The sequence below is a fragment of the Limosilactobacillus equigenerosi DSM 18793 = JCM 14505 genome (genome assembly GCF_001311375.1).
Taxonomy (GTDB): Bacteria; Bacillota; Bacilli; order Lactobacillales; family Lactobacillaceae; genus Limosilactobacillus; species Limosilactobacillus equigenerosi.
This window is the reverse complement of the sequence record NZ_BBAS01000014.1, coordinates 1-23881: the sequence shown is the minus strand read 5'-3', so window position 1 is coordinate 23881 and position 23881 is coordinate 1. Positions and strand designations below refer to the sequence as shown.

Sequence of the window (23881 nt, the reverse complement as noted above, 5' to 3'; positions counted from 1 at the left end):
GACGGGCGATTTAAATTTAAAATATCCTAATACAAATGATAATAAAAAAACTCAATTGCCCCCCTAACGTCATCAAGACACTTGGTTGCCAACAAGTAACCAAAACCAACGTGGTCCCCCACGGATCAAGTGGTAACTGCCACCGTTTCCTTGGCAGGAGTTTTAATTCCGCCATTAAAACGGCCCGACTTAAACTAACTGCCCCACCCCCAAGCACCCAGTAAATAGGCAAGAAAATCAACTGTAAAAGCGTAATTAATATCTTCGGACAGCGTAACCACTTAGCGCCCCTGGCTAACCCCTGACACAGCACATTCACATGTAAACCCGACAAACAAAATAAATGGACAATTCCCAGTTGTTTGGCCGTCGTCATTTGCGGTGCTAACGTCGCATCTTTTAATCCCAATAAAATCCGTTGGGCATAACCCGCTAACGGCTGCGGTAAGCATGCAAACCGTTGACCTAATTGCGTGCGGAGTTGATGAAGGTACGCTACCTTGCTAGCTGATTGGCGTGACATTTGCTTGATTCGACCAGTCACTTGACAGTTTATCCCTTGGGTCGCATACCAAAAGCGGCGGTCAAAAGCATTAAAATTCGTCGCCGGCGCAATTGGTAATTGCTTTCCTGTCACCGTCACTTGAACGGGCGTGGTCAAATGTTGTAACGTCTGTTGTTCCTGGCGCGTTTGCAACCGCAAGCGAATTAAATATTGATGATGCTTAACGGTTCCAATTGCCTGGGCAAAATTACCATTCACTTGCCATTGATCCGGCAATACCCGAACCGTCTGAGTTACTTGCGTGCGAACGGGCGGAATTTGATAATAACAGTTAGCTAATTGCGTCGCCCGTCCCCCTACGATCACGGCCACCACCACGCCAAGCAACCACCACCGAATATCGGTAAAACGCACATATTGAACGACACAGCCAACCAATCCAATGAGCCACCACCACTGATGCCATACAATCAGGGCACTGAAGCAATTTAACCCGGCCGCTAACCACAGCCATCGATACTTAACCATCTGTTAAACCGCCAGCGAGTCCTTTAACTTAGCCACGGTTTTATCCCCAAAGCCATCCACATTTTTCAAATCCTCAACTTGTTTAAATTCCCCATGTTGTTGGCGATACGCCAAAATTTGATCAGCCTTTTTATCTCCAATTCCGGTCAAAGTAAGTAGTTGTTCTTTGGTCGCCGTATTCAGATTAACGATGGCTTGACTCGATTCGTTTGCATTAGCCAAACCAGCCGTGGTCTGAACTTCCCCTTGGGCCGGAATATAGACCATTTGTTGATCAGTTACCTGCTTGGCTAAATTAACTTGTCGCATATCCGCGGTGGGTAGCGGTCCCCCAGCTTGCTTCAAGGCTTCTTGAATCCGCGCACCATGTTTTAACGTGTAAACACCAGGTTGTTTCACCGCGCCTTTTACATCCACCGTCACGCCTCGATGATTATTGGTCTCCGTGGACCCGCTTTTGATGACCGGGCTTGAATTAGTCGCCATTTGTGATGACTCATCCGCCGCGGGCCAATGTGTTAACATCCACCCACCGAGAACCACGACCAAAGTTAGACTAATTATCACTTGGCGCCGATGGTGGTTAAAAAAATTGTAACATCAAAGTTTGGACATCTTGCCATTGCTTCATTATCCATTACCTCCTACTCATTAAATACACGTAAACGAGTTTGAACCAAATTGATTCAAACTCGTTTTTTTTAATGTGTCCGAAGATAATTAACTGCGTCATCAAAAGTTTTTACCGGTACGACCTTCATGCCAGGGGCATATTTTTGCGCCGTCCGCTTAGCCAATTGGTAATTGGTTTGATGATGTTCTTCATATTTTAAAATTGTTTTCGTTGGTTTTACATATGGGGCAAAGAAAATCGTGGCGCCTGCCCGGTGAGCGGCAACGACTTTTTTGTCAATCCCCCAATTTCACCGACCCGGCCCTTGGCATCAATCGTCCCAGTGCCGGCAATCTCGCGGCCATGTCGCAAGTCTTCCCCCGAAACCTGTTGATAAATTTGTAAGGCAAACATCAACCCCGCCGATGGACCACCAATTTGCCCTGGATCAACCTTAACCACTGGATCAGTTTTAACCGTCACATTATCCGTTAAAATAATCCCAATGCCCGGTTTACCAGTCGCAATTTTAATCAATGGTTTAGTAACTTGCTTCGTTTTCCCCGCATGTAAATAGGTAATCGTCAACCGATGACCTAAGCCTTGCCGAGCAATATATTTTTGGTACCCCGCGGCTGTATTAAAATGCTTTCCATCAACTTTGGTAATCGTATCGCCAACTTTAAGGGCCTGTTTAAATTTGGAATCTGGTTGGATTTCCAACACGTAAATCCCATTATAGGTTTTAGTGACTGGGCGATGCGCCGCTTGAAACGCGACTGCCATCGCCTGGTTAATCGCACTTTGCATATAAAAGCTTTGCACGCGATTAAAGGTGGCGTTACTTTGGCCCCCCGTCACGGCTTGCTTCGTTTCAATCGTTGCTAGTGGATTAAAATACTTAGCCCATAAATACGTTACCGGACGAGCTGGTTGCATATAAACCGAGGTTAACCGGTAACTCCCCGCTGCTTGATCAGGATGCTTGGCCACTTGGACATAATTTTTTTTAAAACATCCGCCGTGCCGGGCGTTTCAATATAACTTGATAGCGGCCATAAAAAGAACCATCCAAGCGCGAGCACGCCCGCTAACGCCGCTAAAAAAATATCGTCGTAATTTACGATTCGTCATGTTGCTCTCCATTTTTACGTTGTAAGCGTTGAATCATCCGTTGATGAATCACTTTTTGTAAATCAGATTGGACGTTTTGCGGCAAGTAATCTTGAATATCACCACCAGCAGCCGCCACTTCTTTTAGCAAACTTGATGACAAGTGTTGATATTGCGGATCCGCCAGTAAAAAGACCGTTTCAATTTCTGGATCCAAATGATGATTCATGGTAGCAATGTCACGTTCATATAAAAAGTCCGTTTGATTTCGAATTCCGCGAATCAAATAATCTGCTCCAACTTGATTCATTAAGGTAACCGTTAAACCATCCGCCGCAATCGCCGTGACATTCGGCAAATCACCAATTGCCCGGTCAATTTGGGCAATCCGCTCTTCAACGCTAAACAACGGTTGCTTACTAGTATTCTTCATGACGGCGACAATTAATTGATCAAACAAACGACTCGCCCGTTGAATCAAATCAACATGTCCTTGCGTTAATGGATCAAACGACCCTGGATACAATGCTACTTTCATCGCCTTTTACCTCCTTATTAATCAGCCCGATAAATGGTGACCACCGTAATGCCGTAAGTAGCTTGCCGAACACAAGTTAACCCCGGTAATGTAGCCGGTAAATTAGCCTCTGTATTCGTTTCACAAACAATCGTGGCTCCCGGAGCGACTAAATTTAACTCCTGCATCTTAGCTAAATCGTCAATAATTTGTTGCTTAGCATATGGTGGATCAAGATAAATTAAATCAAACTGAGTCCCTTGACTTGCTAATTCAGCTAACACTCGGCGTGCATCCCGTTTCAACACCGTAAATTTTTCAGGGTGATGAGTAAATTCAATATTAGTTTGAATCGTTTTAATTGCTTGGTACTGCCGATCAACTAACACGGCGTGGGCAATCCCGCGGGATACCCCTTCAATACTTAAACCACCACTCCCCGCAAATAAATCGAGGGACGTGCCCCCATTAAAGTAGGGACCAATGATATTAAAAATTGCTTCTTTAACTTTATCCGTTGTTGGTCGCGTCGCCATCCCAGGAACCGCATTTAACTTACGACCACGAAACTCTCCCGCTACTACTCGCATTCCTTTACTCCTTGTGCTTCATCGACTTCAATCCCCACTTCAGCTAAACTCGTTACCGTCGGATTTAGTGTTGACCATGGTGAAAGTTCTACCCGCCGCACGTCATGCAGGGATTCTAACGCCTTAACGGTCGCCGAAACTTGCTCTTGACTTACATAAACGATGCAATAATGCAATTTGGACGAAACGTATCCAATTTGGCCATAGTGACGAATCACGCGTAAAACTCGGTGCCCCCGCGTGTAAACAGCCAAACTCGTCCGTCCCGGTAAATTTAAAATTGCTTCCATTTAACGTCCTCCTTGTTTAAGTGAGGCTGCCGCTTGCTTGGCTTGGGTTTGATTTCTTGAAATCCGAATGATAATCCCCAACGAGGCACTCAAGACTAACATACTTGATCCCCCGTAACTAATAAATGGTAACGTAACCCCCGTAATTGGTAACAAACCACATACGGCGCCAACGTTAAACATCATTTCCGCCGCAAAGAAAGCGGCAATTCCATAGCAAAGGTAAGCTTCATACATATGCTTACACCGGGTTCCCACTAGCACCATCCGGCAGATTAAAAAGCCTAAGGTACCTAGCACCACAATTACTCCCAATAATCCTAATTCTTCAGCAATCACAGCTAAAATAAAATCTGTGTTAGCTTCCGGGAGATACCCCATTTTTTTGGATACTATTCCCAATGCCGCTCCCAAAAATTCCACCATTGCTAATGGCATAATACGAATTGACTAATTGGGCCCCTGAACTCGAAGCATTTTTAAATGGTTCTAAAAACCCAGTAAACCGAGCGGCCTGATAACCATGGGTCCAAAGCAAAACAAATTTTGATAATGGAACAGCAAAAAGTAAACTCCCTAAAAAGAAACCAACCGATATTAATAATGACCACCCCAATGGTAAAACGGCCACCGAAGTAATCACCACAAAAATAATTGCATTAATCAAAAAACCACCCGTATCAGGTTGTTTTAAGATTAACCCTAACGCAGCCACTAAATAAATCCATGGCAAGTAACGTTTCCAATCCGGTATGTCTCGTGATACGTTGCGTAATTGGCTCGGATCATTTTGACGAGCAAAATAATCCGCATAAAACAGGGCAAAAACCAATTTACAAATTTCAGCCGGTTGAATACTCATAAACCCTAATGAAATCCAACCTTGGGCCCCGTTCACCCGCGCCCCAAAGAGCGCTACATATACTAGCAGAGTTAATACCGTCCACATCAGAACATGCCGAGTTCCTCTACCACGAAATTTGCGTAAATTAACCATCGCCACCCCAAAGGCAACTGCAATCCCTAAAATGACGTAAATGGCTTGTTTGCGCAAGTAACTTTGTGGCGTACCACCGACTTGCATCGCAACATCCGCACTGGCTGAATAGACCATCACAATCCCAATGATACATAAAATTAGATACGGAGCCGCTAGATACCAATCCATCCCCCGCAACGTTTGGCGGACTGCTTTTTGCCACGTTGTCGTTTTTTTCTTCCATCATAATCTCCAGTTATATTAATGCTGTCATTATAGCACTTTAGATACAAAAGCAACCGTCAGTAGTCGGTTAATTTACCGAGCACTGGCGGTCGCGATTGCTTAATGTTTACTTGCGGGCTGCTTGCTTCCGCTTCTTAGCAGCTTTTTCCCGAGCGTTCGTTTCCAAAATTTGCTTCCGTAACCGAACGTTTTCTGGTGTGATTTCACAGTATTCATCATCATTTAAGAATTCAAGTGATTCTTCTAATGACAAGTGCGTTGGCGTCTTAATCCGCGCCATTTCATCAGAACCAGAAGCCCGGACGTTCGTAAGGTTCTTACCCTTAGTGATGTTAACCGTAATGTCGTTTTCCCGGCTGTTTTCACCAACAATCATCCCTTCGTAGACTTCCGTCCCTGGGTCAATCATTAATGTCCCACGACTTTCAATCCCCATCATGGCGTAAGTCGTGGCCTTCCCAGCGTTCATTGAAACTAACGTCCCCTTTTGACGACCTGGGTTCCAGTTCTTAATTACGGGACCGTATCCACTAAAGATGTGGCTCATAATTCCGTAACCACGAGTAATGGACATGAATTCCGTTGAGTAACCAATCAAACCACGGGATGGCATGTTGAAGATCAACCGCGTTTGCCCGTTGTTAGAAGGTTCCATTACCTTCATTTCACCCTTCCGCTTGGCAACAGAGTCGATGATTGAACCCGTGTATTCATCTGGTGTGTCAATTTGCACTTCTTCAAATGGTTCACTCATTACACCGTCAATGTCACGGTAGATAACTTCGGGACGGGAAACTTGTAATTCGTAACCTTCCCGCCGAATCGTTTCAATCAAGATTGAAAGGTGCAATTCACCCCGACCAGACACACGCCATGCCCCTGGTTCGTCCGTATCTTCAACCCGTAACGAAACATCCGTGTGCAATTCTTGACGTAACCGGTCTTCTAATTGCCGAGCCGTCACAAACTTACCTTCCCGACCAGCAAATGGGGAATCGTTTGTCCGGAACATCATTTGTAACGTAGGTGGATCAATCCGTAATGGCGTTAAGGCTTCTGGATTAGCAGCGTCGGCGATTGTTTCCCCAACGTTAATTTCTTCCATCCCTGAGATGGCAATTAAGTCCCCAGCCTTAGCAGATTCAATTTCAACCCGGTTTAAACCAACAAACCCAAAGAGTTTCGTAACCCGGAAGTTTTGCTTGGAGCCATCAAGTTTCATAACAGAAACTTGGTCACCAACCTTAATTGACCCACGAACTACGCGTCCAACCCCAATCCGACCAACGAAATCGTTGTAATCAAGGATAGCCACTTGGAATTGTAATGGTTCATCTGAGTTATCAACCGGTGCTGGAATCGTGTCAATAATCGTGTCAAATAATGGTTGCATCGTGTGTTCTTGCGTCGCCACATCTGGGTCAAGACTCGTCGTCCCGTTCATGGCTGAAGCGTAGATCACTGGGAAGTCAAGTTGATCTTCATCGGCCCCTAATTCGATAAAGAGGTCAAGAACTTCATCAACGACTTCTTCTGGGCGGGCCCCATCACGGTCAACCTTGTTAACAACTACGATTGGTACTAAGTGTTGTTCTAAGGCCTTCTTTAACACGAACCGCGTTTGTGGCATCGTTCCTTCGTAGGCATCAACCACTAATAAGACCCCATCAACCATCTTCATCACCCGTTCAACTTCACCACCGAAGTCGGCGTGTCCAGGTGTATCTAAGATGTTGATTTGGTGATCGCCAACCTTAACGGCCGTGTTCTTAGAAAGGATCGTAATCCCACGTTCCTTTTCAATGGCGTTTGTATCCATGGCCCGGTCTTCAATTTGGAAGTGTTCAGGCAACGTATTGGATTGCTTCAACATTTCGTTAACCAACGTTGTCTTACCGTGGTCAACGTGGGCGATAATAGCAATGTTGCGAATATCTTCACGTAATTTCAAAATTCTATTCCCCTTTGATTTTTTTATAAATTCAGCAGTTAATTTCATAAAAACAGAGTGGGTCTAAAAGGAAATCCAGTCCCTTTAAAGCCCACCCCGGCAGCGTCAATCACCTTTGATTCACGAAGCTAGTTAATCAACTGTTCAATATCGTTGGCAGCGGCTGGCACCGCTACTAATACAAAGTTAGATGATAGCACATCTAAGGGGTGGTCGTCAATTGGTTTCACAACTAATCCCAACGCTTCGCAAAGAACCCGTCCGGGGGCTAAATCCCACGGTTTTAAGTTCGTAATATAAGCGCCTGTCCGCCCCGTAATTAATTGCGTCATGGAAATTCCCGCGCTACCGAAGACGCGAATACTCCGCGCCGCCCGGGCTGCCGTTTGAGCATGATGAATATCATTCATTAAGATATACGAGCTCACATCAATCAAACTATCACGAATCCCTCGATTTAACGGTGGCGTCAAGCGAGTTTCATTTTCCCAGACCCCTAACGCCGGGCCACCGTGGTACAACCGATTCTTCATGACGTCGAGAATGTAACCTAGCGTTGGCTGTCCGTCCACATACAATGCCAACATAATCGCAAAGTTTTCCCGCTCCATAATAAAATTCATCGTCCCATCAATCGGATCAACAATCCAAACCCGCCCCGCCAAATCATGAACTTGATCACCAAAGCCTTCTTCGCTCACGATCTTAGCCGTCGGGTCTAATTGGCGTAACCGTTGATTAATAAATTGCTCATTACTCTTATCAACATCCGTGACCAAGTCATGCGGCTGGTCTTTTCATCAATTTGCAATTTCTTGGTCATCGCCGCTTTCGTACGTTCCCCAACTTCGTACATCAAATTTTGAATTGTTTCATCTAATGCTGATAATTCACTCATTAATGTACCTCCAACTTAATTTGCTTGGCTGTCGTGGTTTGGGCCGCTTTCACCACGTCATACAACTGATACCCTGATGCTTGATAAAATTCACGGCCTAATTGTTTTTCGTAGGCTTTTGAATTCGCTACTTGCTTGAATGCTTGATATGCACTTAATACTTTAGCAGGACTAATCCCCACTTCATACGCATCTTCAACCACTCGATACATCGTTGTCACTGCCATCATTTCATCCATTGTCCAAGTTTGATCTAATGGATATTCGTAATTTCCTCCCGCCATGGTTAACCCCCTTGTTCAATTATTAACTTAGTTTCATTCTAGTCGATTCTTCGTCAATATGCCACCACTTGCTTTAATCCGTCAGCGATCGAACAAAAACTAATTTCGTAGTCGTGGATAATTGTGACTGATATTGATAGCCTAGTTCACTAAACATTATTAATTGGGCTGGATCATCAATTTGCTGCTCCGCTAACCAACGAACAAATTGGCCCCGCGCCTGTTTGGCCCGGGTAGCCTTCGTAACTAACTTACCTTGAGCATTTGGTTCTTGAAAGACAATTTCAATCACTGTGGCCTGCGTCGGTAACAATTGCGCATATTCGTGACTCGCCAAATTAATAATGACTTCATTTTGGAATTGTGAGGCTAAAATTGGCTGCCAAACTTCAACTAAGTTTGATCCAGGGAAATGATCATCCAATGATAGCCGATACGGTTGGATCCCATCAAACGGCCGATTCGCTCCATACAAAGCAGATAAAATCCATAGATGCGCTTGTAAATAATCAAGGCCACTTTGCGTTAAGACCCCCGGAGCTAACGATTGGTACTGTAACCCCGTATAACTCATCAATGCCGGGGTTAATTTCGTTTGAAAATCTAGTTGCGCCAGTCGTCGCTGATTCTGTTCAACTAATCGATCACTACAGCGCCAAACCTGTTGTAATTCAGCAAAAGACAGTGCTTGTAATTGCGCCACAATTTGACGCGTTTGGGTTAAATATTGGGGCGTAGTTACCGGCCCCCAGTCATCACTAGTCGTCATTTGTTTTGCTGGTGACATCACGATCTGCATTTTCCTTACCTCCAAACTTTCTCCCCTAACTATACCAGTTCCAGCCGTTAACGTGCCGTTAATTAGCAATTATGATAGAATAGACGACAGAATTGAAACGAAACGAGGTTAAATTAACATGTTCTTAATGAAAGATATTGTCCAAGATACTGATCATAATCCGGTCTTACGAACGCGGGCTGAAAAAGTGACGTTCCCTCTTTCCGATGAAAATCGGCAATTAGCCCATGATCTAATGGAATACTTAATCAACAGCCAAGATGAAGAAATCGCCGAAAAATACGGTCTCCGGGCCGGTGTTGGGCTCGCCGCCCCTCAAGTTAACCATGGGGTGCAAATGACGGCCGTCTTAATTCCGGATGAAGATGATGACCACGCCATTCAAGAAGTCTTAATCAATCCCGTCATTTTAAGTGAATCAGTCCAAGAAATTGCGCTCGCTGAGGGTGAAGGTTGCTTATCAGTGGACCGCGATGTGCCGGGCTATGTTCCGCGGCATAAGAAAATTAAAATTCGTTACCAAGATTTAGATGGCAACCAACATGAATTACGGTTGCGCGATTACCCAGCGATTGTCGTTCAACACGAACTTGACCACTTAATTGGTGTTCTGTTCTACGACCACATCAATGCTGATAATCCGTATGACCAACCTGACGATTTACAATTGTTGTCATAATTATAGGTCGTGAGCCACGCGTTAGGCACTAGGCTTCCGCGTGGCGAACGTAGTTACATCCAGGTCGCGAGGCGGACGTTAAAATCACCGTATCATAACGTTGAAGCTGGCGTTGGCGGATAGAATATCCGTCAGCGTCAGTTTTTCGTTATGACTAGGTGGTTGTCCGCCGAACGTAGTTAATACTAGGTCGCGAACCGAGCGTTAAAATCACCGTATCATAACGTTAAAGCCGGGACTAAGTAGCGCGTACGTTGCTTAGTCCCGGCTTCATTTTATAATTTTTTTTAAATCGGCTAAATATTGTTGCGTAGCTGGATTCGACACATACGCCACATCAAAATGGAGGGTCGTTTGATGAAACCACCAATCCGTAATTTTGACCGGCACCGGTGCCTTAGCTGCCTCCAAAGCTGCTTGTACTTGATTCGCACTCAGCCACTTCAAAGCTTCTCGATCACAATTTGTGATGTCAACTTTATACTCGAACGCATGCACCCCTTGTCCCCACATTCGTGATGTTAATTGAGAGTGTTTCCGATACGTCCCGGCTGGTAAATGCGCTGCTAACACTGGAAAAACAATCTTGTCGGTAGCTTGTTGAGCTGCTTGTTGTTTTTTTTAATTCAACTTGATGGTTATGGTATTTAATCGCTACCCCTACTCCTGCTAATAAAATTAGCGCCAATAGGATAAGCAAAATAGTAATTATCATTTTTATTAATTCCTCCTGTTTTAATTAAGCATACCACGCCCAAAGTATGGTAAGATACTAATATTGAGAAAATGACAAGGAGTTAATCATGACGTTTAAGATTTATTTCCAAGAAACTAAGACACAAACCCCACGCCGGGAAAGCACAAAGTCAATTTATATTGAAGCCGCTTCCTTAGCCGAAGCCCGTAAATTAGTTGAAACTAAGACGGATTACAACATTGAATTAATCCAAGCCTTAGACGATGCTACGTTAGCTTACGAACAAAAGAGTCCTGATTTCCAAATCACGACACTTTAATTAAATTCCCCTCGCTGTTCAATAATTGAGTAGCGAGGTTTTTTAATTCTTAAGAAAAGTTTAAGAGTAGTAAAGATTTAGTTAATAAGTGGCCGTTCCCCTAGTAATTTAAATCAAACCCAGTAAAATAAAAAATAATTACTACCCAAGGAGGGACATTTAATATGATTAACTTATACTTTCACACCAACGACCCTTCCAAGCGGAAAGCGGTCCAATGGTTTACGCAACACGGGATCGCAGTTAACCAACGAAACTTAGATAAAGAACCATTAACGACCCATGAAGTTTTAGACTTATTATCAATTTCATACGATGGCACCGAAGAATTACTTTCCAAACGGTCGCGGGCCACAAAGGAATTAAATTTAGACCTTGATCAGATCACAATGAATCAATTTATGCAGTTAGCAAGCGACAATCCACACATTTTACGAAATCCAATTATTTTTAATGATACTAAATTAGTCACTGGCTTTGATCAAGAAAAATGGGCGTCTTTGTACCAAAACGCCAACGTCGCTTGGAGTTAAATCGTTTGATTGACCATATTTCTCCGAATCGCCCTTATGACCAACCGGAACCGGTCACCATTCAAAATCATTAGTAAAATAAAACGAGCCCAACTGGACTCGTTTTATTTTTTTTATAATTTTATAATTGGAATAACTTATGAATTGATTTATGATTATGAATCAACGCAATCGCTTCAGCAATTACCGGTGCCATGGATAATTGCACTAACTTCGCTGATTGCTTTTCCGCTGGAATCACAATTGTATCCGTAACCACTAACTTTTCAATTGGCGAAGCTTCAATTTTATTCACGGCATGTTCAGATAAGACTGGGTGCGTCGCCACGGCATAGACCACTTTAGCCCCCATCTTCTTAACTAATTGTGCTGAACTAGCTAACCGATTTCCAGTATCAACAATATCATCCACAATAATGGCAACCTTATCTGCAACATCACCAATAATCATTTCTGGCATTTGTAAATCAGGATTTTCCCGCGTAGCTTCGGTCCGTTTATCAACTACGGCCACCCCAGTTTCGTCACCTAATAATTCAGCAAAGTGCCGGGCTAATGTCATCCCGGCATGATCAGGCGAAACTACCACTACGTCATCTGTAAATTGTTGATCTAAGAAATACTTTGCCATCGTTGGGGCGGCTTGTAAATGATCAACTGGAATATCAAAGAACCCTTGCACTTGTGGGGCATGTAAATCAACGGCGATTAAGCGGTCGATTTGATCGATTTCCAATAAATTAGCCACTAATTTAGCCGTAATTGGTTCCCGGGAGCGGGCTTTCCGATCTTGGCGCGCATAACCATAATATGGCATCACTACGTTCACCTTTTTGGCACTTGCCCGGCGTAACGCATCGACCATAATCAACAATTCCATTAAGTTATCATTCACCGGTTCACTAACCGATTGAATCACATAAACTTCACAGCCCCGCACACTCTCATTAATCGTAATCGCAATTTCACCATCCGCAAAATGGCTAACCGTACTTTCCGATAATTCAACTCCTAAGTGCTTCGAAACCGCTTGGGCTAACTCAGGATTTGAATTTAAAGCAAACAACCGCACGTTGCTTGCATCTTGCATCTTCGTCATAATCAATTCCTTTCAAAACATTTCTTCTTATTATCCCAGTCTTTTTCGCCAAGAGCAAGTCTTATTCGCCCCCAGGTTTGATGCCATCCATTCCAATTAATGGATCGATTGCTTGGGCTTCCACTAATGCCGGAGTTAAGCGACTTGGTTCCGATAATGTTTCCGAACTTAACTTATTTTTCGCCTGTCCGGGCGTTGCTTGATTCTCGTTCGTTTCATCCCAAACCGCTAATAAACGTTCCCCGAGCGAGGTTGCCCGATAAACCGTTGGCGACTGAGCACACGCTACAAATGCTGCCGGCGAACCAAGCATTACTAGGGCCCGGGATGTCCGGGTGACCGCTGTATACAACAAATTCCGATGTAAAATCGTATCACGTTGACCTAGCTTACGAAATTGTTCGGCCAACAACGGAATCACTACAACTGGCGATTGACTCCCTTGCGATTTATGAATCGTCATACAATAAGCCAGTTGGAGTGCTAGTGCTTGACTGGGGCGTTCATACTCGACTTCTTGACCATCAAAATCAACGGTCATCTTCAAACTAAATTTTGCCTTGGAATCCCCATTCGTCACGCTATTTCCTTCCAAGGTTTTAATAATGCCCACGTCCCCATTAAAGACATTCCGATCGGCATCATTCACGGTTTGCATCACTTTATCACCAACCCGCAGTACCTGTTGCTCGTTAACCGCCCATTCGGGTTTCGTCGCTGTCGGTGGATTTAATAATGCTTGTAGTGACTGATTAAGGGCAATCGTGCCAGAAGGTCCGGCATGGAACGGCGTTAAAACCTGCATATCCATCAATTGTTGTTGATGTTGGTTTTGATATAATTGCAAAATTTTCCCTACCATCGTCGTGACGTTAGTAGCTTGGGCCGGCACAAATTGTCGCCGCGCATACTTATTCGCGGGCGTTGGCGCAAAGAAGTCCTCATCGACTTCCCCGGTATTAATCCGTTGCGCTAAGGGAATGATTGACGAATCGGATGCTTGTCGATAAATATGCGTTAATCGCATTTGGGGTAAGTGATCATCATTTAATAGATCATAAAAAAACTTGGCCCGGTCCCACTGATGGCAGTTGATCAACATCTCCTACTAAAATTAACTGACAATCTTTTCCCACGGCGGCTAATAAGGTGGCAAATAACCGCGTACTCGTCATTGACATTTCATCCACAATGATTAAATCACCATTTAATTGCGTTAAATCACCGGTTTCAAGCATCATTTCAGGATCGGTGTCCACCGTTAAGCCCAGCAAACGGTGAATCGTACTCGCTTCAATTCCCGTAACCCCATTAATCTGCTTCGCGGCCCGGCCGGTTGGGGCTACGAGTTTAATATTGGCTTCGCTTTATCAGCATGTAACTTCAGGTAACTTTGCACAATTCCATTTAAAATGGTCGTTTTCCCCGTTCCCGGTCCCCCAGTTAGTAACATCACTGAATTAGTTAAAGCTTTGGTCATGGCGGCGCGTTGAATGTCATCATACTCAATGGCTTGTTCAGTCGCCACTTGATCTAAAATTGGCGCAACTTGTTGCTCATCAATCGCCATGGTTTGGGTGACTAATGCTTTCAAACGCTTGGCAATTGACCATTCAGCTTGATACAACGTCGCCGGATACACCCCCGTATCCGCTTCGTAATACAATTGATGCTTCGTCAATAATTGTTGATAGACCGTTTCTAGTTTCGTTGAACTTACCGCTTGACCATTAGCGTTTAAGCCCATTAAACAGCTTTGTAAAACTTGCTTTTGGTCAACATAACTACCACCTTGCTGTTCGGCTAACGATTGCGTTTGACATAATAAAGCAGCCGCCAAGCGCCGGTCATCATCACTAGCCATTTGCATCGTATTTTGGGCCATCACATCAATTTGATTAAAACTTAATCCCCGGGCTTGTAAATCAACGGCTAACTGATAGGGATTTTCATCTAATTGCGTTAACGTTTGCGCTCCATAGCGGTCAAAAATCACATTCACCATCCATTCGGTAAACCCAAGCGACTTTAACCGTTGAATAATTTGAACCGTCGAACTACCGTACCCTAATTGTTCAAACAACGGTCGCAACGCTGCTTTAATTTCATATTCTAAATCCGGCACGGTCTCAATTAAGCTCGGATCATCAAGGAGCCGTTTCACTGCGGTCTCACCCAAGGCTTGAAAAATTTGGCGACTGACACTAGCCGGTCGACTGATTCCTAAACTTCGCCCGCGAATTAACCGGGCTAATTCTTTGGCATTTTTCGGCATGACCGCATGACCACCAGTACTACTAAATTGCAACCCATAGCGAGGGTTATCAACCACCCGACCATCAAATTCATAATGGTCACCCTCTTTAATTTCCCCTAATTGTCCCGTGACCGTAATCGTATTCGTGTCCCATTCAAATTCAGCTGACTCCACCGTCACGGCAGCAATATAAAACAGGCCCCGATTAAAAATCACCCGTTCAACGGTGCCGATGAACGAGGTAGGGCCTGTCGTCGTTACTGATTCTAAATGTTGCACGGGAGTATTGTAATCGGTCGTGGTCGCTTTCGCCATAACTTGTTTCTCCTCCCTTGATCATCCTTAATCAACGTCTAATTGTTCCAATGTCGCTTTGATTTCTGCAATTCGTTGTTCACTTGCTTGATAAAAATCTGGATCCAATTGTTGTGCTTGGGTTAAGTAATCCGTATAAGCTTCACCTAACGCCATAGCTACCAACCCCCGGTTAAATTGCGTATCAGCCCGGCCAGGATGGCGCCGTAAAATTTGATCATAGTATTGTGCTGCAAGCTTAAATTCACCGGTCGCTAAGAACGCATCGCCTAAAACTTGGGCAATTTCGGGATCGGCTGGCCGGGATTCATAAGCCGTTAAACCGTACATGACGGCCCGCTTGTAATCCTGCTTCTTCACGTAACTTTGGGCTAACATTAAGTACGCATCCGCCTTTAAATTTTGATCCGTGACTTGGTTGTAGTACTTAATTGCATCATCAATTTTATCAACCGTGTAGTATAAATTACCCAGCCCATACTTTAGGAAGTCAACGGCGCGTTGATCTTCCCGCGCTTCAAAAATCCCTAAGGCCTTCATTAACAATTCTTCAGCTTGAGCATAATCTTGCAACCGTGTTAATAATGACCCCAATTCGTAGTAATTATTAAATTTAGTTGGTTCTTGATCAATCGCTTCAACTAAGTTGTGGACTAATTTTTCTGATTGCTTTGATGCTAATTGTTTTGCCATTTGTTTGTCCTCCTAAATTGTGTCGGTTGGATCTGATTCACGGTCTAAATAAGCGGTATTATTCCAATCAAGTAACGTAAACGTCTGACCACCATCCAACGTTTCTAAAATTGTGGTTGAGGTATTACTTAGGCCACCACGATCCTTCAGATGTACTAAATCACTACCTAAGGCGCCATTGATTCCCGCATTAAGAGCTGCCCCATGGGAAACTACTAACACCGCTTCATTTGGATGAGCTTGCGCAATGTTTGCAAACGCCGCCTTCATCCGCTCAATCACCGCTTCAAATGATTCCCCATTAATCAAGGACGCATTATACCGGTCCGCATGATGATGAAAATCATCAATCAAACGGGGCCACCGCTTCTCAGCATCAGTAAAATACATTCCTTCTAATTGCCCTAAATTGACTTCTCGTAAGCCCGGTTCAACTACTAACGGAATCGTCGTATCGAGGGCGGCTACCAATTCCGTCGCCGTTTCTTTAGCCCGTAATAATGGACTCGTATAGGCCGCCGCAAATTGGTGACCGGCTAAATAACTTGCCAATCGTACAATATCTTGATGACTTTGTGGTAGCAATGGTGAATTACCATTAGCGCCTTGATACCGACCTGCTAAATTCCATTCTGTTTTTCCATGCCGAATTAAATATAATTTAGTCATCGTACCTTGCTCCCTCATTTCTCCATCTATCACTGATAATCATACCAAATAATTACCAACATGGGGCGCTTTTAAAAACAAAAAGGCTGGGAATTTTTTCACCAGCCTCATGCCCTAATTAAACATATTGTAATTGCCGTGTTTGATTGAAGGCCCGATCAATAATCGCGCTCCCCAAACATTCTTGGCCATCGTAGAAGACAACCGCTTGGCCCGGCGTAATCGACCGCGCTGGGTCATCGAACGTGACCGTCACCATCGTATGATCAGCGTTTAACTTAACCGTTACGCCAACATCTTTTTGCCGGTAACGGAACTTCGCCGTACAGTGGAATTCTTCCCCGTATTCGGCAACCACATCATCAACCCAGTGAATATCACTGGCTTCTAAATGCGTGGCAATCAAGTTTTCGTTATCGTATCCTTGCCCCACGTATAAAATATTCTTGCTTTGGTCTTTCCCAATCACAAACCATGGTTCCGTACTTTCCTTGGTACTTCCCAGGCCAAGGCCCTTGCGTTGACCAATCGTGTAGTACATCAAACCAGCATGGTGTCCAACCACTTTTCCATCCAGGGTTTGCATTTCGCCTGGTTGTGCCGGAATGTATTGGCTTAAGAAGTTCCGGAAGTTCCCGTCTTCCCCAATAAAACAAATTCCGACGGAGTCCTTTTTCTTGGCCGTAGCTAAACCATTTTCTTCGGCAATTTGCCGAATTTCTGGCTTCGTTAAGTTCGCTAACGGGAACATCACCTTATCTAATTGGGCGTGATCCAATTGACTTAAAAAGTAAGTTTGATCCTTATTTTGATCCTTGGCCCGCATTAAGTGCATGTTACCATTGGCATCCCGCTTCACATCCGCGTAATGCCCCGTGGCCACATAATCCGCCCCTAATTGGTTCGCATATTCAATAAAGGCCTTAAACTTAATTTCTTTGTTGCAGACCACATCAGGGTTCGGCGTCCGCCCCTTCTTATATTCATCTAAGAAGTACGTAAAAACTCGATCCCAGTATTCCTTTTCAAAATTAACGGAATAATATGGAATCCCAATTTGCGTGGCAACTTTGGCCACGTCCTTAAAGTCTTCCGTGGCGGTACAAACGCCATTTTCATCAGTGTCATCCCAGTTTTTCATAAAAACTCCCACCACATCGTAGCCTTGTTGCTTTAATAATAAAGCCGTTACGGACGAGTCGACACCACCACTCATCCCCACAACTACGCGGGTATGACTATTATCAGCCATGCAGTTCACCATCATTTCTATGTAGATTTCTGAACGCTCTACGATTGAAGGTCGCATGTTCAGCTTGTCAATTGTAACAAATTCAGCGCGCTAATGCATATTTTTATGCTTGGACAAAAATCCCCCGGTCGACCATTTCAGCCATAATAAAATCTAATTGGGTTTTAAATTCATCTGCGCGAGTTAATTTAAAAATATTCACTGGCTTCATGCCCGTGGCATTGACCAGACTAAGTTTAAAACCGGTCAAATCAGCATTAACCATTAAGTTTAATTTAGCCGCCGGTTGAAATGGATTTTGCCGATCTAAACTCCCGCTATATTTAAAGTTGCCGGCTTTGGTTTTTTCAAAGCAAGATCAAGTAACGTATATTGCTTAATTTCCGGGCTAATAGCATAGGTAATCGTCGAATTTGGAATAGTTTGTTTAGCTGCAAATTCCATTAGGCTTCCTCCGCTTGCGCTTGAAACAGGGCTAACAACATCGCCGCTGATTGTTTACCAGCTTCAATAATAAATTCATCAAAACTTACATTTGCACTTTCATCACCAGTATCTGACATGGCCCGAACCACGGCATATGGTACTTGGTGGTCATTTGCAACTTGCGCGACCGCTGCCCCTTCCATTTCCGCCGATAAGCTTTCCGGGAAGTGCGTTAAAATTTGATCTAACTGTGCTTGACTAGCCACAAATTGGTCCCCAGTCACAATTAAACCTTGGTGGATTGTCAGCCCCGTCGCTTCGCCCGCTTTGGTTAAGGCGGCGACTAAATCAGCATCCGCCGGATAACGAGCTGGTTGCGGCGCTGGTAATTGCCCATATTCATAACCAAAAGCGGTCACATCAACATCATGATAAGCCGTTTGGGTAGCAATCACGACATCGCCGACCTTCAAACCTTGGCCAATCCCCCCCGCAGAACCAGAATTAATCAAGACCGTAGCTCCACAATCAGCAATTAAATGTTCAGCGGTAATCGCGGCTTCAACTTTACCAATCCCCGATTCTACTAACACTACTGGTTGGTTCGATAACGTGCCAAAGTAATAAGTCTTACCCGCAATTTCTTTCGTTTGGCTATCAGCTAACGCTTCCGTTAGGGTAGCTAATTCTTCTGGCATCGCACAAATAATTCCGTAACGCATTGTTTCCTCCTAAAGTAAAAATAAAATTAAATAAACAATAATAATTAGGCCCACTAAAATCCCAATCACAATATTGAGCTTCACTTTCATTTGCGCCGCCCGAGCTAAGCGGGCTTGATCAATATTGGCTAAGCGAGCTTGTTCCCGTGTTGGATAAACTGGTTCCGGCGTTGTATCCGGATCCACCATGGCGCTAGGGGCCTGCCGGTGTACCAGCAATTTTAGTTTTTTTTCCACCAAGGCGTAGCTGGCTGCCGATCTTGTCGGCGCCGCGTTGGTTGTGGGGTTTCTTCATTCACGCTAATCCCCCTTAATTTTGACTTGCCCAGTAATAAATCGCCATAATCGTTTTCATATCTTGAATTTCACCGGTTTTCACCATCGTTAAAGCAGTTGGTAAATCAACCCACGTTAATTCAATTTGTTCATCCCGATCTTGTGGCAATTCAGCTGCAACTGTAGCTAATTGCGTCGCTAAGTAAAGACTAATCACTTCATCAGAAAAGCCAACTGACGGATAACTAGCATTAATGAGCTCCCAGCGTCCTGCTTGGAGGCGAGTTTCTTCGTTGAGCTCCCGTTTAGCCGCTACTAATGGCTGCGTAGCATCGCGGTCATCTAACTTCCCCGCTGGAATTTCCCACGTTACACCGTTTACCGCCGTCCGCCATTGGCGCTCTAAAACGAATTGGTTTTGATCATTGACTGCCAAAATGGCCACTGCTGGCGCATGATGAACTACTTCCCGCTTAGCCGCTAAGCCGTGCGGTGTTTGAACATCTAAGACCTCAACATCGATGATTAACCCCTGATATATTGATTGTCGCCGGGTCGTTTTTTCTGTCAAATCCATGGCGCTGTCTCCCTCAATTAATCAATCATCTTTAAATGAGCCGCTTGGGGACCATATTGTGCTTCGACAATAACAAAGCCCATCAATTGGCCCACCTGCACGTCACGATTCCGACGGTTTTCAATACTCCGTTGCCGGAAAAAAAATTTCACCATCGGCCGGCGTTTGAATCATCCCATTGCCTTTAGCAGCATCAAATTTTGTTACTGTTCCTGTAATCATTTTATCTTCCTCACAAAAAAATACCAAGTAACTATGTATAGCTACTTGGTATTTTACCACATTTATAAACTTAACTTAGCGTTCGATATCAAGGTACCAAGCAAACTATTACTTAGCTTCCTTCACTTCAAAACCTTCCGTTACCGCCACTGGGAAGTGTTCCCGGACTAAGGCAGCACACCGGTCACAAAGTTGTGGTAAGTCACGATCAGCGCCAACGCTTTCCTTAACCATCCGACACCGTTCACACGTCTTACCAGTTGCTGGCGTCACTTCAACGGCAAACTTGTCATCAAAGCTCGTTGCACTGGCTGGTGCTTCATCGGCAGCATGAACATGCACGGCTGAAACCCCAAGCATTAATTCAACACTCGCATTTAATGCTTCCAAAGTTGCTTGTTGACTTGGTGTCACGTAAAGGGTGGCTTGGGCTTCAAGTGACTTCCCAATCATCTTGTCATCCCGAGCCGTTTCAAGGGCCTTTAAGACGTGCGTCCGCAATTGCATAAAGGCATCCCACGTCGCTAACAAGTCCGCTTCATTAGCAAACGTTTGGGCATCCGGAATTTCCGTTAATTGAACAAAGTCTTCTGGTTCTGGTAAGTATTCCCAAACTTCTTCCGTTGTATGTGGCAAGAATGGCGTTAACAACTTCGTCATCCCAACTAAGATTTCGTAGAAGACCGTTTGCATTGAGCGCCGGTTCGTTGAGTCCTTAGCATCGATGTATAAGACATCCTTAGCAATGTTCATGTAGAAGGCTGACAAGTCATTGTTCACAAAGTTGATTAATAACTTGTCAGCATCTAAGAAGTTGTATTCATCCATGTAGGAGCGCATTTGAGCCACAAAGCGGTTGTACTTCACTAACATGTATTGATCAACACTTTGTAAGTCTTCATAAGCAACCGTGTTCGTCTTTGGATCAAAGTCACTCGTGTTGGCTAAGAGGAACCGGAACGTATTCCGTAACTTCCGATAAGCTTCCGACATTTGTTGTAAGGTTCCCATAGAAACCCGCACGTCAGCCGACGTATCAGCACTCATCACCCAAAGCCGGATGATTTCTGCCCCCATCTTTTGGACCACATCATTCGGATCAATGACATTCCCGACTGACTTACTCATCTTCTTACCTTCACCATCAAGCGTAAACCCTTGGGAAAGGATTGCCTTGTATGGTGCATGACCGGAAACCACGACACTGGTAATCAAACTAGAGTTAAACCAACCCCGGTATTGGTCAGAACCTTCTAAGTAAAGATCCGCTGGATACGTTAAGTAATCACGTTCTGCTAAGACCCCTTGGTGAGAAGAACCAGAATCAAACCAAACGTCCATAATGTCCGTTTCCTTCGTGAATTCGCCATTTGGTGAATGTTCACTGGTGAAGCCGTCCGGTAATAAGTCCTTGGCATCCCGTTCAAACCACACGTTTGAGCCATATTCACGGAATAAGTCCGCTACATGATCAATCGTTTCCTTCGTCATGATTGGCGTGCCATCTTCGGCGTAGAAGATTGGTAATGGAACCCCCCAGACCCGTTGCCGAGAGATAACCCAGTCACCACGATCTTTAAGCATGTTCCGTAACCGCGTCTTCCCCCACGCTGGGTAGTAAGTTACTTCATCCACGGCGTTTAAGATGTCTTCGCGCATCTTATCAATGGAAACAAACCATTGATCGGTCGCCCGGAAAATAATTGGTTGCTTCGTCCGCCAGTCAAATGGATAACTGTGTTCAATATCTTCTTGTAAAATCAAGAGACCCGCTTGGGCTAACTTGTCCAATGAGATTTGTTCGGAATCTTGGTAGAAGACCCCCGCAAAGTCCGGACCGGCTTCTTCCGTTTGGCGTCCTTGGTCGTCAACTGGCGCAAAGACTGGTAAACCATACTTCAAACCAACTCGGTAGTCATCGTCCCCGTAACCAGGCGCCGTATGAACTAATCCCGTCCCGTCGCTAGTCGTTACGAAGTCACCAAGCATGACTAAAACTTCGCGGTCTTGATAGAATTCATCAACACTCGCAAAGGCATGTTCCGCCGTAATGTATTCCAGGTCAGCCCCCTTTAAGGTCTTAACCGTTTGCAAGTTATCCCAACCAAATTTGTCAGCTAACTTAGCTACTAATTCACTGGCGGCCACGTATTGCTTTGGATCATCATCATGCGTAAAGACCGTGTAATCAAAGTCCGCGCCGACCGTGATCCCTTCGGAAGCCGGAATCGTCCATGGCGTCGTCGTCCAAACTAAGAAGTACGTGTTGTTGTCTAACACGCCTTTCCCGTCCTTAACTTTTTCTGTATAAAAGGCAGTGTGTGAAGTGATATCTTTATAATCAACTTCGGCTTCCGCTAAGGCTGATTCAGATGACCATGACCAGTAAACGGGCTTTTTCCCACGGTATAATAACCCTTTTTCGGCAAAGGCCCCAAAGACTTTAATTTGCGCTGCTTCAAATTCCTTGTGTAACGTTAGGTATGGGTTATCCCATTCACCCGTTACTCCAAGGCGCTTAAAACCGGCCTTTTGCCGTTCAACTTGACCTAAGGCGTATTCACGACAAAGGTCCCGGAATTCCGTCAAGGACATCTTCTTCCGGTCATAACCTTCCTTGGTTAATTGTTGTTCAATTGGTAAACCATGCGTATCCCAACCTGGCACATATGGCGCCCGGTAACCCGTCATTGACTTGTAACGAACAATAAAGTCCTTACTAATCTTGTTCATAGCGTGCCCAATATGAATTGGACCATTGGCATATGGAGGGCCATCATGTAAGACAAAGCTTGGCTTGCCTTCGTTTAATTTTTGTCGTTGTTCGTAAACTTTATTTTCTTCCCATAATTGTTCACGTTGACCTTCCCGTTCTGGAAGATGTCCCCGCATGGGAAACTTGGTCTTTCCAAGATTTAAAGTATCTTTGACTTTCATCTTAAATCCTCCTCAGTTTCGGATTTTAAAGTAATAAAAAAGCACGACTGTCCGCCAAGGGACGAGCCGTGCTCGTGGTACCACCCAATTTCCGACTGCTCATAACTCGCAATCGCTCATCATTGAATAACGGTGATGAACCGGTTAAACTTACTTAAATTCAGTTTAACGTGGAGAAAATTGATAATTAATCCTTGTATCGTTGCTAACCTTTCACCAATTGCTAGCTCGCTATTAACGACCAATAAAGAATTAATGGGGTTTTCTCATTACTTTAAAATCTCATTTAATCCCCTACTTCTCATCATCAGGGAAAACAACTACCGTTTCCCCCGTCGGTGCTGTCGCTGGTGTTTCAGCAGCAACCGCTTGATCTGTAGTTTGATTAGTTGCAGATGATTTTACACTTGCGACTGAATTGTTGTCAAGTCGTGCTGATAAAATCTTTTCTAATTCTGCTAATTGGGTAAAATCATCATCGGCCAATAATTGTTCCCAATCCTGGCCATTGACCACTTCCAGTTGCGATTCAATCATCACTTGTAAGCGTTGCTTGAAAACCCGTAACGTTGTCTTCAAATCACCGGACGCCGTCTTTAAACGCGTGGTTGTATCGGCAGCTTCTTTGTAAACATTAGTTACGCGTTGATTGGCGGCTTGCATAATGCGTTCTGCTTCTTGTTGTGCTTCTTGTAACGTAATATTAGCTTCCCGTTCCGCGTTTGACTTTACTTTAGCTGCCGCTTCTTGCGCCACTAAAATTGATTTATTTAAGGAATCCTTTAAATCATTTAAGTACTTTAACTTATCCGTACTAGCTTGGACTTTTTCCGTTAATTCTCGGTTTTCATTTTCTAATGCTTGAATTTTTTTTCAATGGTTGCCGTTTTAAAGG

27 protein-coding genes, 3 pseudogenes and 1 other annotated feature are annotated in these 23881 nt (G+C 44.3%); of the genes and pseudogenes, 3 read left to right on the top strand and 27 right to left on the bottom strand.

The features are described from left to right. Nucleotides 1–16: 16 nt before the first annotated feature. From JCM14505_RS06740 to yaaA, 12 genes and pseudogenes are all read right to left on the bottom strand, one after another. Nucleotides 17–1033, bottom strand: coding sequence for a ComEC/Rec2 family competence protein (locus tag JCM14505_RS06740; RefSeq protein WP_054653592.1), 1017 nt, complete (start codon nucleotides 1031–1033; stop codon nucleotides 17–19). 3 nt (nucleotides 1034–1036) lie between these two features. Continuing rightward, nucleotides 1037–1558 carry a helix-hairpin-helix domain-containing protein gene (locus tag JCM14505_RS06735; RefSeq protein WP_082405659.1) on the bottom strand — a complete coding sequence of 174 codons (522 nt, stop codon included), beginning with the start codon at nucleotides 1556–1558 and terminating at the stop codon, nucleotides 1037–1039. 176 nt (nucleotides 1559–1734) lie between these two features. Beyond that, a pseudogene (locus tag JCM14505_RS06730) lies at nucleotides 1735–2773 on the bottom strand (SepM family pheromone-processing serine protease). Continuing rightward, nucleotides 2767–3297, bottom strand: coding sequence for a pantetheine-phosphate adenylyltransferase (coaD, locus tag JCM14505_RS06725; protein ID WP_054653588.1), 531 nt, complete (start codon nucleotides 3295–3297; stop codon nucleotides 2767–2769). The pseudogene JCM14505_RS06730 and the gene coaD overlap by 7 nt, the downstream one beginning before the upstream one ends. 17 nt (nucleotides 3298–3314) lie before the next feature. Beyond that, nucleotides 3315–3866 carry a 16S rRNA (guanine(966)-N(2))-methyltransferase RsmD gene (gene rsmD, locus JCM14505_RS06720; RefSeq protein ID WP_054653586.1) on the bottom strand — a complete coding sequence of 184 codons (552 nt, stop codon included), beginning with the start codon at nucleotides 3864–3866 and terminating at the stop codon, nucleotides 3315–3317. Then, nucleotides 3857–4156 (bottom strand): DUF2129 domain-containing protein, encoded by a 300-nt coding sequence (locus tag JCM14505_RS06715; RefSeq protein WP_054653583.1) that lies wholly within the window; start codon nucleotides 4154–4156, stop codon nucleotides 3857–3859. The genes rsmD and JCM14505_RS06715 overlap by 10 nt, the downstream gene beginning before the upstream one ends. Continuing rightward, nucleotides 4157–5324, bottom strand: a pseudogene (locus tag JCM14505_RS06710) (FtsW/RodA/SpoVE family cell cycle protein). It abuts the gene before it with no gap. A 163-nt stretch (nucleotides 5325–5487) separates the two neighbouring features. Next, complete coding sequence (typA, locus tag JCM14505_RS06705) at nucleotides 5488–7332, bottom strand: translational GTPase TypA (protein ID WP_054653581.1); 1845 nt, start codon at nucleotides 7330–7332, stop codon at nucleotides 5488–5490. Between the two features lie 128 nt (nucleotides 7333–7460). Continuing rightward, nucleotides 7461–8111 carry an inositol monophosphatase family protein gene (locus JCM14505_RS06700; protein ID WP_225352297.1) on the bottom strand — a complete coding sequence of 217 codons (651 nt, stop codon included), beginning with the start codon at nucleotides 8109–8111 and terminating at the stop codon, nucleotides 7461–7463. Next, nucleotides 8051–8230, bottom strand: a complete 180-nt coding sequence (locus tag JCM14505_RS09715; RefSeq protein WP_225352296.1) for a hypothetical protein — start codon at nucleotides 8228–8230, stop codon at nucleotides 8051–8053. The genes JCM14505_RS06700 and JCM14505_RS09715 overlap by 61 nt, the downstream gene beginning before the upstream one ends. Next, nucleotides 8230–8514, bottom strand: coding sequence for a UPF0223 family protein (locus JCM14505_RS06695; protein ID WP_054653579.1), 285 nt, complete (start codon nucleotides 8512–8514; stop codon nucleotides 8230–8232). The genes JCM14505_RS09715 and JCM14505_RS06695 overlap by 1 nt, the downstream gene beginning before the upstream one ends. A 73-nt stretch (nucleotides 8515–8587) precedes the next feature. After that, nucleotides 8588–9313 (bottom strand): peroxide stress protein YaaA, encoded by a 726-nt coding sequence (gene yaaA / locus JCM14505_RS06690; protein WP_056995359.1) that lies wholly within the window; start codon nucleotides 9311–9313, stop codon nucleotides 8588–8590. Between the two features lie 118 nt (nucleotides 9314–9431). Here yaaA and def point away from each other — a divergent pair, with 118 nt between their 5' ends. Beyond that, on the top strand, nucleotides 9432–9992 hold the full coding sequence (def, locus tag JCM14505_RS06685) for a peptide deformylase (protein WP_054653575.1): 561 nt from the start codon (nucleotides 9432–9434) through the stop codon (nucleotides 9990–9992). A gap of 270 nt (nucleotides 9993–10262) precedes the next feature. On the opposite strand, the gene JCM14505_RS06680 is transcribed toward def, so the two are convergent. Then, complete coding sequence (locus JCM14505_RS06680) at nucleotides 10263–10565, bottom strand: hypothetical protein (RefSeq protein WP_054653573.1); 303 nt, start codon at nucleotides 10563–10565, stop codon at nucleotides 10263–10265. A 230-nt stretch (nucleotides 10566–10795) separates the two neighbouring features. On the opposite strand from JCM14505_RS06680, the gene JCM14505_RS06675 reads away from it, so the two are divergent. Together JCM14505_RS06675 and JCM14505_RS06670 are read left to right on the top strand one after the other, a co-directional pair. Then, a complete protein-coding gene (locus JCM14505_RS06675) occupies nucleotides 10796–11008 on the top strand; it encodes a DNA-directed RNA polymerase subunit epsilon (protein WP_054653571.1) in 213 nt (70 codons plus the stop codon). 164 nt (nucleotides 11009–11172) lie between these two features. Next, nucleotides 11173–11541: a Spx/MgsR family RNA polymerase-binding regulatory protein gene (locus JCM14505_RS06670; RefSeq protein WP_369395513.1), complete on the top strand. Its 369-nt coding sequence runs from the start codon at nucleotides 11173–11175 to the stop codon at nucleotides 11539–11541. 121 nt (nucleotides 11542–11662) lie between these two features. Here JCM14505_RS06670 and JCM14505_RS06665 read toward each other — a convergent pair whose 3' ends face one another. The 14 genes and pseudogenes from JCM14505_RS06665 to JCM14505_RS06605 form a co-directional block, all read right to left on the bottom strand. Continuing rightward, on the bottom strand, nucleotides 11663–12640 hold the full coding sequence (locus JCM14505_RS06665; RefSeq protein WP_054653569.1) for a ribose-phosphate diphosphokinase: 978 nt from the start codon (nucleotides 12638–12640) through the stop codon (nucleotides 11663–11665). 61 nt (nucleotides 12641–12701) lie between these two features. Then, nucleotides 12702–13667, bottom strand: coding sequence for an ATP-dependent DNA helicase (locus JCM14505_RS06660; RefSeq protein ID WP_162200501.1), 966 nt, complete (start codon nucleotides 13665–13667; stop codon nucleotides 12702–12704). A 28-nt stretch (nucleotides 13668–13695) separates the two neighbouring features. Then, the gene (locus tag JCM14505_RS10110; protein ID WP_305068863.1) at nucleotides 13696–13956 is read right to left on the bottom strand and encodes an AAA family ATPase; all 261 of its coding nucleotides are present in this window, start codon (nucleotides 13954–13956) and stop codon (nucleotides 13696–13698) included. A gap of 26 nt (nucleotides 13957–13982) precedes the next feature. Then, a complete protein-coding gene (locus JCM14505_RS06650) occupies nucleotides 13983–15212 on the bottom strand; it encodes a helix-hairpin-helix domain-containing protein (protein ID WP_054653563.1) in 1230 nt (409 codons plus the stop codon). A 27-nt stretch (nucleotides 15213–15239) separates the two neighbouring features. Continuing rightward, the gene (locus JCM14505_RS06645) at nucleotides 15240–15905 is read right to left on the bottom strand and encodes a tetratricopeptide repeat protein (RefSeq protein WP_054653561.1); all 666 of its coding nucleotides are present in this window, start codon (nucleotides 15903–15905) and stop codon (nucleotides 15240–15242) included. 12 nt (nucleotides 15906–15917) lie between these two features. Next, nucleotides 15918–16574, bottom strand: a complete 657-nt coding sequence (locus tag JCM14505_RS06640; protein WP_054653559.1) for a histidine phosphatase family protein — start codon at nucleotides 16572–16574, stop codon at nucleotides 15918–15920. Nucleotides 16575–16692: 118 nt separating this feature from the next. Next, entirely contained in the window at nucleotides 16693–17826 is a 1134-nt protein-coding gene (gene mnmA / locus JCM14505_RS06635; RefSeq protein WP_054653557.1) for a tRNA 2-thiouridine(34) synthase MnmA, read from the bottom strand. Between the two features lie 103 nt (nucleotides 17827–17929). Beyond that, nucleotides 17930–18270, bottom strand: a pseudogene (locus tag JCM14505_RS06630) (cysteine desulfurase). Next, nucleotides 18270–18974, bottom strand: a complete 705-nt coding sequence (locus JCM14505_RS06625) for a 5'-methylthioadenosine/adenosylhomocysteine nucleosidase (protein WP_054653555.1) — start codon at nucleotides 18972–18974, stop codon at nucleotides 18270–18272. Before JCM14505_RS06625 ends, JCM14505_RS06630 begins: the two are co-directional and overlap by 1 nt. A gap of 9 nt (nucleotides 18975–18983) precedes the next feature. Continuing rightward, nucleotides 18984–19211, bottom strand: coding sequence for a hypothetical protein (locus JCM14505_RS06620; protein WP_156249857.1), 228 nt, complete (start codon nucleotides 19209–19211; stop codon nucleotides 18984–18986). A gap of 73 nt (nucleotides 19212–19284) precedes the next feature. Next, nucleotides 19285–19827 (bottom strand): NUDIX hydrolase, encoded by a 543-nt coding sequence (locus tag JCM14505_RS06615; protein WP_054653551.1) that lies wholly within the window; start codon nucleotides 19825–19827, stop codon nucleotides 19285–19287. A gap of 17 nt (nucleotides 19828–19844) precedes the next feature. Beyond that, entirely contained in the window at nucleotides 19845–19982 is a 138-nt protein-coding gene (locus JCM14505_RS09030; RefSeq protein WP_156249856.1) for a hypothetical protein, read from the bottom strand. A 175-nt stretch (nucleotides 19983–20157) separates the two neighbouring features. Next, nucleotides 20158–22986, bottom strand: coding sequence for an isoleucine--tRNA ligase (ileS, locus tag JCM14505_RS06610; RefSeq protein ID WP_054653549.1), 2829 nt, complete (start codon nucleotides 22984–22986; stop codon nucleotides 20158–20160). 54 nt (nucleotides 22987–23040) lie between these two features. Continuing rightward, nucleotides 23041–23265, bottom strand: a binding site (T-box leader). Between the two features lie 15 nt (nucleotides 23266–23280). Further along, entirely contained in the window at nucleotides 23281–23853 is a 573-nt protein-coding gene (locus JCM14505_RS06605) for a DivIVA domain-containing protein (protein ID WP_082405657.1), read from the bottom strand. Nucleotides 23854–23881: the final 28 nt, after the last annotated feature.